We start from the raw sequence: 2111 nt of genomic DNA on the forward strand, positions 1-2111 counted from the left end.
TTTACGGACAAGAACAAATTATTATACGAACCTGCACAATGATTTTTAACATAGTTATTAATATCCGACTTAAAGTCTGGTGACAGCTTAAATATCGCTTGTTGTCCATACGGCAAGAAACTTGGCAAAGGTGAGCTTGAAGGCGAAAATTGTTGGATGCACATGGCAACCTTAGCCCCGGAAGAATGTATAGTAATTGAGTTTACATTACTGGGTTTATTGCCATTACTGGTAACATTTACCGCCAAGGCATCATCTGGATCCCCTTGAAAAACGAAAACATCAAAGACACATTTTAGACTTTCACCACTACTTTTTCTTTGTTGCTCAGCAAGCCAAAGAGAAGTAAAAACTGCAGCTAATGCTCCAAGTCCAGCCACCCAACCGCCAAGCGCACTCAAAGCTGGAATCAACACATTCGTTAAAGTTTCTTGATTATAGGAAACACCAAAGCTGACACCTACAACGAAGCTGAGCGCAGCAGCGAGAATGATGACAACCACTTTCGAGACTAATTTTATATGTTTCCAATCCATACAACCTTTCCTAGTAGTGCTAACGCCCGGCTAAGGGGTTGACAACGCACCGCCGAACTCAAAAAACACACTGTAAACATTGAACTTCAATTTTGCGCTAAAGTCGCCACGCGTTGGCAATCCCTCTTGAGCCGTTTGTTATATGTTTGGATGAGAAACCTAGCTAGATCTTGAATGCAATGCATTGAATTACATATTTATCAACACATTGCATGCGGACGGTATAAAATGCAGCTTATTTATAAAAAGCTTCAACTTCACCTTTTAACTTAATCAGCATCGGCTGGCCAAAACGATCTTTAGCTTTCGGTGAAGGAATTTTCACCCACCCTTCACTAATGCAGTATTCTTCAACATCAGTACGTTCTTTGCCATTTAGACGAATGCCAATGTGATGTTCAAAGCATTCCGCTACATAGTGTGGGCTGCGAGGATTACCAGCAAGGTGATCCGGCAAAGCGGGTTTAGCTGTAGTGTCGTTCATATTCATAACCTAAAATATGTAAAAAAGTGCGCTATTGTAGACAATACAAGCCTACCGCTCAACAAAGTAAAGATGCTATTTCATATGCGGTATAGAGCGCAGAACTAGATGACATTATAACGCCCGCTTAAGGGGCAGCCAACGCTACTACCAACTTACCGCATAACACCGTAATCACCGAAACCAACGCATACTAAAAATGCCGCGCGTTGGCTGTCCCTCTTGAAGCGTTTGTTATGAGCGGGGGTTAAGAGTGCGCTTTGACGTACTTTTTAACCTTTTTCATAGCCATTTGACGCTTAAGTGGCGAAAGATAGTCGATAAACAAGTTACCCGATAAATGATCTATTTCGTGCTGCATTACGATGGCTAGAAACTCATCACTTTCGATGGTTATTGGCTTACCTTCGCGGTCTAAAGCAGTCACAACAACTGAAGTAAAACGCTCTACGTCTGCATAGTAATCAGGAACTGATAAACAACCTTCTTGACCCAATGCTTTATCCGAGCCACTAACCACTTCTGGGTTAACCAAAATTAACGGTTCATCTCGACTTTCTGAAAGGTCGATAATAACAACTGCCTCTTTACGACCAACTTGAGTCGACGCCAAACCGATACCATTGTCAGTCGCATATAGCGTTTCCAACATATCGTCTATTAATGTTTGTACCGTCGTAATATCTTGCACCTTTTCCGCTTTAACCTTAAGCCTTGGATCCAGTGCAGTCAGAATTTCTAAAACTGCCATATTTTCCTTCTAATTCTTGGAAGCTCATAACGCCCATTTAAGGTGCTGCTAATTGTTTGCTAAAATGTGTAGCGAAGCGAAACCGAGCAAACTGTTAGCAGTCACGCTTTAAATGCTTGTTATATACCCGTTTGCTTTTTTAAAAAGTAGCTTGTAAAAGTTGGAGGCATATCCGGTAACTGACCAAATAAAACATAACCTTGTTTTTTATAAAAGTCTAAGGCTTGGAATGACGTTGTTTCCAAACGGTAGTTTGTGACACCTTTTGATAGAGCATAGTTTTCAAGCTGTTGTAGTAGCTTTGAACCCAAGCCGTTTGACCGAACAGAATCAGAAACCC

General features: G+C 41.3%; 4 protein-coding genes. All 4 read right to left on the reverse strand.

What is annotated here, in order from left to right; genetic code table 11:
• Positions 1-536, reverse strand: a 536-nt coding sequence (locus tag B9J87_RS02190; RefSeq protein ID WP_141201526.1) for a hypothetical protein, incomplete at its 3' end; no start/stop codon positions are given.
• A 235-nt stretch (positions 537-771) separates the two neighbouring features.
• Positions 772-1020: a DUF3297 family protein gene (locus B9J87_RS02195; protein WP_026028286.1), complete on the reverse strand. Its 249-nt coding sequence runs from the start codon at positions 1018-1020 to the stop codon at positions 772-774.
• A 247-nt stretch (positions 1021-1267) separates the two neighbouring features.
• Entirely contained in the window at positions 1268-1771 is a 504-nt protein-coding gene (gene def, locus B9J87_RS02205) for a peptide deformylase (protein WP_094149272.1), read from the reverse strand.
• Between the two features lie 119 nt (positions 1772-1890).
• On the reverse strand, positions 1891-2111 hold a 221-nt coding region (locus B9J87_RS02210; RefSeq protein ID WP_141201527.1), incomplete at its 5' end, for a GNAT family N-acetyltransferase.

Origin of the sequence: Vibrio sp. V19_P1S1T109, from assembly GCF_002241375.1 — a bacterium.
Classification (GTDB): domain Bacteria; phylum Pseudomonadota; class Gammaproteobacteria; order Enterobacterales; family Vibrionaceae; genus Vibrio; species Vibrio anguillarum.

Excerpts from the sequence above, each read along its gene's own strand:
- B9J87_RS02195 (WP_026028286.1), bottom strand. The coding sequence starts at position 1,020 with ATGAACGACACTACAGCTAAACCCGCTTTGCCGGATCACCTTGCTGGT.
- def (WP_094149272.1), bottom strand. The coding sequence starts at position 1,771 with ATGGCAGTTTTAGAAATTCTGACTGCACTGGATCCAAGGCTTAAGGTT.